Raw genomic sequence first — 6,968 nt, forward strand, 5'->3', positions numbered from 1 at the left:
GAAGGTGAAGCGGCAGGCGGTGATGGCGGCGTATGCGGGGGAGATCGAGGCGCTGTACGGGAGCTGAGGGTCCGTGCGGCTCACTCAGTGGGCGTAACAGGTATCGGTGCGGTAGGCGGTCGGGGGTCCTGCTCAAGCAACCATGTGCTGAGGAACCGCCAGATCCCCGTGGGCGAACAAGCCCGCCAAGGCCGGCGGATCGTCCTTCGAGCAGGCGTCGGCGACCGCGTCGATCAGCTGGTCGTAGTCGGGTCCGGTCCTGCCCTCGTAGGCCGCGGTCATGCGGCCCCACTCGTCCCAGTTGAGTGTCTCCCGCTTGCAGAGTGCGGCGAGGTCGCGGACGGTGTTGCCGCTGATCTCGGCCGGGCCCCAGGCGTGGTCGGTGCCGGCGACGCCGAACAGGTCCGCGTCCAGCAATCCTTCGCGGTACTGGACCCATGCTTCGCCGCCGGTGAGGAACTCGCCGGGAGCGAGATCGTCCGGGCGGTCGACGTGGTCCTTGCCGAGGTGCTCGGTGTCGACACGCACCCAGCGGTGCCGGTCGCCGTCCCAGTACTCGGTGATCCAGTGATCGATGCCGCGGTCCTCGAGGAAGTAGGTGCCGAAACCGCACCGGGCCCGGGAAGCGATGCCGCGCGCCCGCAGGAGCGCGCAGGCGAGGGTGGCGAAGTGACGGCAGGTGCCGATCACCCGGGTCCCGGGTGTCCGGGGATGGTGAAGCGGCGCGGGATCAAGGGCGGTCAGCGCGGTGATCAGCTTGCTGACCGGCCGGATGTTCTTCTCGGCGATCCGGTCCTCGGGCACTCCTGACGCCGCGGCGTCCGCAGGCTGGATGACCAGGCTCCGCACGGCGGCACAGATGCCCACGGGGTCCTCCGGAAGGCCTTCGAGCAGCCGGAGTTGGGTCGGGTGCAGGCGCGTGAAGGGTCCGGGGCGCGCGTAGTCGAGGAGGTCGTCGGTCATGACCGGGGATCGTAAGGGGCGGGACTGACATCGGGACCGGATCAGACGTGATGAGACCTCGGGACCCCTCCCGGGACCAGCCTGTTAGACAGCTCTCCTCGCTCAGCAAGCCGAGGAGGGCCGTGATGATGACGAGCGACGATCCGACACCCGGCTCGGACAGGCCCGAACCGGTCAGATCGGGCTGGTGGCGGCGGAGGGCGGTCGTGGTGGCGGGTGCGGTGGCAGTCACCGGCATCGTGATCGCCGTCGTCGTACTCGCCACCCGGCCCGACAGTTACGACAACACCCCGGAGGGCGCCGCCCAGCGGTTCGTCGACGTGATGAATGATCCGGAATCCACCTACGCGGACATCTACGCGAACGCGTGCGCCCGCGAACGCCGTGAGCATGCCGGGCAGGACGTCGACCTGGACTTCCCGGGTGCCCTCCACTTCGTCCTCGACGAGATCACGCAGGTGAGCGACACGAGAGCGGTGGCCGTCACCCATCTCAAGGAGATACCGGAGAACAGCCTCGAGTTGGCCCTGGTCAAGGAGGACGGCGTATGGAGGGACTGCGGCGACTCCGGACTGTGAGCGGGGAAGGGCGGCTACCGCTGATCCGCATGGTCCACCGGCTGCGCTTGCTCCGCCCCGTCCGCCCCGTCCGCCGCGCGCCGCAACACCCTCTTGACCCGCTCCCGCGCACCCGCCTCCGCGACAGCCGCCGCCAGTAGGGGTGCGGTGCGGCGGCGGGACAGCAGTAGACGCTGGTTGACGACCTTCTTGGGGTGCCAGCGGTACTTGTACGGCTCGTCACCGCGCAGCAGGCTCAGCACGCGGTGGCCGTCGACCGACGTGAGGTGCTCGGTGGAGGCGTGCAGCAGCATCGCCGCCACGTCCACCTTGCGCTCCCGCAGTTGAGGGTGGAAGCCGTACAGGTAGGTGCCCGCCAGGCCTCCCGGTCGTCCCGAGAGCAGGTTCAGGTTGACCGCCACCACCGTCCCGTCGAGCAGGAACTCCATCACCGCCGCCTGCCCGGACCGGGTCATCGGCGCCGCCGAGCGGACCAGGTGTTCCAGGAACCGCGGCCGCGCGTGCTCCGACGACATCCCCCGGCCCTGCCACTGCAGCCGGTGCAGCGCGAGCAGCCGACGCAGCGCGGCGTCGGTCTCCTCGCCGCGCACCAGGCGCCACTCGATGCCGAGCCGCGCGAGCCGGTTCACCTTGTTGCGGACCCGCTGGGCATGCCGCGACGACAGCCGTCCGACCAACTCGTCCATGGGTACGGCGGGCAACTCCAGGCACACCGAGTCGGGCAGCCGGTGCCGCGGCCCGCGCCAGCACAGGTAGACGCGTTCCATCGCCCCGCCCGGCCGCACCTCACGGAAGTCGACCAGGGCGGTGCGCGCCAGCTCGGCCAGCGCGCCCGCGAGCGCCCCGGCGGCCGGCGCGGCCACCTCGTCGTCGATGAGCACATCGCAGATGTCGGTGATGGCACCGCCCATCGGCACCAGCGCCGGCAGCGGCCGACGCACCCGCATCAGCGGCGCCGCCGCCACCAGCGCACCGCCCTTGCGCACCAGCACCAGCCGCAGCCGGCCCGGCCTGCCGTACGACTGCCACCACGAGTGCAGCCAGGCATGGCTCTGGAACGCCGTCGCGGACGGGCACGCACCGTGCAGGCGTTCCCAGTCGCCGGCCAGCTCGGCGAAGGCGCGCTCCTCGGTGCACACCTCCACCGACAGCGCGCGCCCGTACCCGCTCACCCAAGCGTCCCGCGGGCGTCGGCGGCCCCTGCCGGGCCGGGGACCGAGGCGTGGCCCTGGTCGTCGTCCCCCTCCGGGGCACGCCGCGGCCGGGCCAGCAGCGCGAGGCCGCCCAGCAGACCGCCGGCGCTCGCGCCCACCAGCGAGGCCAGCGCCGGGGACGCGGACGACGGCTCGGTGGGCTTCAGGGCACGGGAGAGACGTTCGAGCCGGATGCCGGTGCGCGAGCGCGTGTGGTCCGCCTCCGTGATCAGCGCACGGGACACGGCGTTGGCGATGTCGACGGCCTGCGAGGGCTTCGACGCGGTCGCCGACACCGCCACCATCGGCGCGTCCGGCGAGGTCGCCACGTCCACGCTCTCGCGCAGCGTCGACACCGGTACGCCCGCCCACACCTGGGCGTCCCCGAGCACCGCGAGCTGCGTGGCCACCCGGCCGTACGCCTGCGCGAAGCCGAGCGCGTCGGTGCAGTCGGCCTCGGTCGTGCCGTTCGGCACGGCGACGACCGAGCTGGTCGCCGTGTACTGCGGAGGTCTCAGCTGGCCGTAGGCGCCACCGGCGGCGGCACCGACCAGCGCGGCGGCCGGCAGCCACCACCATGAGGCCAGCCGTAGCACGCGCGAGCGCGTACGGTCGGCCACCCGGGCACCCTCAGTGGGGTTGTCTGTCATGAGGAACTCACTTCCAGGTTCGAGCCGGCCAGAGCGGCCGTGTACAGATCCATCAACTGCCGCGCGGTACGCGCGATGTCATAGCGGCGTACGACATCGGGGACGGACCGCTCGTCCCGTCCCACCGCCCGCAGCCGCAGCAGTTCCCGCGCGTACGCATCCGCCCCGCCCCGGACCCGCCGGGCTCCGGGAGCCGCGTCCGGCGGCATGTCGTCGACGGCCGGGCAACTCGCGTACAGCACGGGAAGCCCGGCCGCCAGCGCCTCGACCACGGCCAGGCCGAAGGCCTCCTCCGGCGACGGCGAGGCGAGTACGTCCATCGCGGACAGCAGTGCGGCGAGCCCCGGCGCGTCGTCGCCCGGCAAGGGCAGATACGGGCGCTCGCCCGCCAGCACCATCCGCTCCGCGACCCCGAGCCGCTGCGCGGTGCGCCTGAGCGCCGCCTCCTCGGGTCCCGCGCCCACCAGCAGCAGCCGTACGTCGCCGGGCAGTTGGTGCAGCGCCCGCACGAGCAGGTCGAACCGCTTGCCCGGGGCCAGCCGCCCCACCCCGCCGACCACGTACGCGTCCGGCGGCAGCCCGTGGAAGGCCCGGGCCTCCTTGCGGCGCACCTCGTCGAAGCGGAACCGGGGCGCGTCGATGCCGTTCGGGATGACCCGGATGCGGGGCCCGGGCACCCCCCAGTGCCGCAGCCGCTGCGCCACCGTCGGCGACACGGCGACCGTGGCCCGGCCGAGCCGCTCGCCGGCCAGGTAGAGGGCGCGGACACCCGAGGTCAGCGGCCGGCCCTCCAGCCGGCTCTCGCCGATCGAGTGCTCGGTGGCGACGACCGCCCCGACCCCCGCGAGCCGCGCCGCGATCCGGCCGTACAGACAGGCCCGGTACAGATGGGTGTGCACCAGGTCGTAGCGGCCGGCGCGGATCAGCCGGGTGAGACGGGGCAGCGCGTCGACGTCGCGGTTGCCGCTCATCCCGAGGTGGGCGACGCGGACGCCGTCGGCGGCCAGGCCGGCCGCGACGGAGCCGGGGTTGGTCAGCGTCACCACGTCGCACTGCGCGGGCAGGTGCCGCAGCAGCAGCCGCAGCTGCTGTTCCGCGCCGCCGACGCCGAGGCCGGTGATGACGTGCAGGGCCTTCACACGGCCTCCAGGGCACGGCCGTAGTACCGGGCCAGACGGCGCTTCAGCTCCAGCCGCAGCGAGATGTCCGCCTGCCCGAGGTGGATCCGGGGCAGCGCGAGGTCGCCGGAGCTGTCCGGGCCGGGGGAGATCGAGCAGGCGTAGCGGTAGCCGGCCCGGCGCACGGCGGCGACGACGCGCTCGTCGAGACAGCCGTACGGGTAGCAGAAGCCGTCGACGTCGCCTCCGGTGAGGGCGGCGAGCCGCTGCCGGCTCCCGGCGACCTCGGAGTGCAGCACCTCGTCGGTGGTCCTGGTCAGGTTGAGGTGGGTCATGCCGTGCGAGGCGATCTCCATGCCCGCGGACACGGCCCGGTGGACGTCGGCCACGTCGAACAGCGGTTTGCGCGGCCCGGTCGGCTCCCAGGAGTTCTCGCCGCCGAGCCGCCCGGGCAGGACGAACACGGTGGCCGAGAAGCCCCAGCGGTGCAGCACGGGCACCGCGTCGGTGAGGAAGTCGGTGTAACCGTCGTCGAAGGTGAGCCCGACCAGGCCGCGCTCGGCGCCCCGGGCGCGCGCCGCGAGCAGCTCCCGCACGCTCACCCCGCGCAGTCCACGGGCCGCGAGCCAGCCGAGTTGCCGGTCCAGGCGGTCGGGCGTGACGGTGACGTTGTACGGGTCGTCCCGGCAGTCGGAGACGGAGTGGTACATGGCCACCCAGGCGGCGGGACCCCGTCTCGGGCGTCCCCCCGCGTTCGGGTCGGGATCGGGTTCGGCCGCGCGTGGGGCGGCGGAGATGTCAGCGACCATGGCGAAGCTTTCGGGTGAGGGAGCTACGGACGGAATGCGTGACGGAAAGCAGAAGGGCCCGGACACCGGCCGCGTCGAGGACCCAGGCCAGCGACAGGAAGACGACGCTCACACAGAGGCAGCCGACCGCGACGGCGGCCACGGGTGACTGCAGCAGCCCCGCGCAGACACCCCCGGCCCCGGCGGCGCACACGGCCGCCCGCACCGGTCGCGACAACTCCGCGACGACCCACCGCACCCGCACGGCCACACTGCCCGGCACGTCCTCCCGCGGTCCGAGCCCCTTCAGCAGGAGCAGCGCGGTGAGGGTGATGCCGGCCGCGTTGGCCGCGGCGAGGCCGCGCGCGCCCCACGGGGCCACGGCCCAGGCGCTGATGACGGCGGTGGCGAGCGCGCCGGCCCCCATGGCGAGCAGCGGGAACCAGGTGGTACGGCCGGTCGAGAAGTACGACCGCACCAGCGCCCCGACCAGTGTGTGCCCGAGCAGCCCCACCGCGTAGACCCGCATGACGGCGGCGGTGGCGGCGGTGTCCTGTGCGGTGAACGCGCCGCGCTGGAACAGCAGTTGGATGATCTGCGGCGCACAGGCCACGACCATGGCGGCACCGAGCAGCACGAGGCAGCCCATCAGCGTCAGGTCCCGCTCGACCCGGTCCCGGGCCCGCCGCAGGTCGCCCTCGGCGATGGCCCGCGCCACCACCGGGAAGGTCACGACACACACCATCATCGCCAGCGACATCGGGAACTGGGCGACCTTCTGGGCGTAGTTGAGGTGCGAGATGGCCCCGGCGGGCAGCCCGGAGGCGAAATAGCGCTCGATGAGGACCTGCGACTGCCGGCACAGCGTGAACAGCAGGACCGCGCAGACCAGGGCGGGCACGAGCGCCCGGCCACCGTCCTCGACGTACCCGGAGGCCGTCGCGAAGCGACCGGGTTCCCGGCCTCCGACGATCCGCCGCCACAGGGACGGTGCCTGTACGGCGGCCATGACGCACCCGCCGAGCGCGACCCCGAGCGCGGCGGCTCGTACGCCCCAGCGGTCGGCGAGCACGAACATCGTCGCGATGATCGCGAGGTTGTAGGCGATGTAGATGGCGCCCGGCGCGAGATAGTCGCGGTGCGCCCGCAGCGCCGCGCTGAAGTACCCGGCGAGCCCGAAGGTCAGGACGCAGGTCGCGGTCAGCCGGGTGCAGGAGACGGCCAGGTCCGGCTCGGGCAGGCCGGGCGCGAGCACGGCGACCACCTGCGGCGCCAGGGCCGCGAGTACGGCGGCCGAGCCGGCGAGGACCAGGCACAGCCGTGGCAGCGAGGCCGTGACCAGGGCACGTACGGGGTCGGGGGCGCCGACGCCGTGCGCCCGCCGCGCCAGCGCCAGGCTGAACGCGGGCACGAGCACGAACGCCATCCCGTCCTCGATCAGCAGCGTCGAGGCCATCTCGGGCAGCGTCCACGCGACCAGGAACGCGTCGCTGTCCTCCCCGGCACCAAACAGGTGCGCGAGCGTCTGGTCCCGCCCGAGTCCGAGGACCGCCCCGGCCATCGACAGCGCGGCGGAGAGCAGCGTCGCCCGGGCGAGGAAACGCCGCGAGGGCGCCCCGGTACGCCGGGTGGTGGGCGGGGCGGTCGGCCGGGTGGCCGGTGGGGCGGCAGGCAGGGC

General features: G+C 73.5%; 7 protein-coding genes. 1 reads left to right on the plus strand and 6 read right to left on the minus strand.

Annotated elements, in window-relative coordinates; translation table 11 throughout:
• Positions 1 to 132: 132 nt before the first annotated feature.
• Positions 133 to 963, minus strand: coding sequence for a transglutaminase-like domain-containing protein (locus L0P92_RS40195; protein ID WP_234768082.1), 831 nt, complete (start codon positions 961 to 963; stop codon positions 133 to 135).
• A gap of 125 nt (positions 964 to 1,088) precedes the next feature.
• Here L0P92_RS40195 and L0P92_RS40200 point away from each other — a divergent pair, with 125 nt between their 5' ends.
• Positions 1,089 to 1,541: a hypothetical protein gene (locus L0P92_RS40200; RefSeq protein ID WP_234768083.1), complete on the plus strand. Its 453-nt coding sequence runs from the start codon at positions 1,089 to 1,091 to the stop codon at positions 1,539 to 1,541.
• Between the two features lie 14 nt (positions 1,542 to 1,555).
• On the opposite strand, the gene L0P92_RS40205 is transcribed toward L0P92_RS40200, so the two are convergent.
• From L0P92_RS40205 to murJ, 5 genes are all read right to left on the minus strand, one after another.
• Positions 1,556 to 2,713 carry a GNAT family N-acetyltransferase gene (locus L0P92_RS40205; protein ID WP_234768084.1) on the minus strand — a complete coding sequence of 386 codons (1,158 nt, stop codon included), beginning with the start codon at positions 2,711 to 2,713 and terminating at the stop codon, positions 1,556 to 1,558.
• Positions 2,710 to 3,384, minus strand: a complete 675-nt coding sequence (locus L0P92_RS40210) for a YveK family protein (RefSeq protein ID WP_234768085.1) — start codon at positions 3,382 to 3,384, stop codon at positions 2,710 to 2,712. The genes L0P92_RS40205 and L0P92_RS40210 overlap by 4 nt, the downstream gene beginning before the upstream one ends.
• Positions 3,381 to 4,523 (minus strand): glycosyltransferase, encoded by a 1,143-nt coding sequence (locus L0P92_RS40215; protein ID WP_234768086.1) that lies wholly within the window; start codon positions 4,521 to 4,523, stop codon positions 3,381 to 3,383. The genes L0P92_RS40210 and L0P92_RS40215 overlap by 4 nt, the downstream gene beginning before the upstream one ends.
• Positions 4,520 to 5,311: a polysaccharide deacetylase family protein gene (locus L0P92_RS40220; protein WP_234768087.1), complete on the minus strand. Its 792-nt coding sequence runs from the start codon at positions 5,309 to 5,311 to the stop codon at positions 4,520 to 4,522. Before L0P92_RS40220 ends, L0P92_RS40215 begins: the two co-directional genes overlap by 4 nt.
• Positions 5,301 to 6,968, minus strand: a 1,668-nt coding sequence (murJ, locus tag L0P92_RS40225) for a murein biosynthesis integral membrane protein MurJ (protein ID WP_372497412.1), incomplete at its 5' end; no start/stop codon positions are given. The genes L0P92_RS40220 and murJ, both read right to left, overlap by 11 nt.

Source organism: Streptomyces muensis, assembly GCF_021474425.1.
In the GTDB taxonomy this organism is placed as follows: domain Bacteria; phylum Actinomycetota; class Actinomycetes; order Streptomycetales; family Streptomycetaceae; genus Streptomyces; species Streptomyces muensis.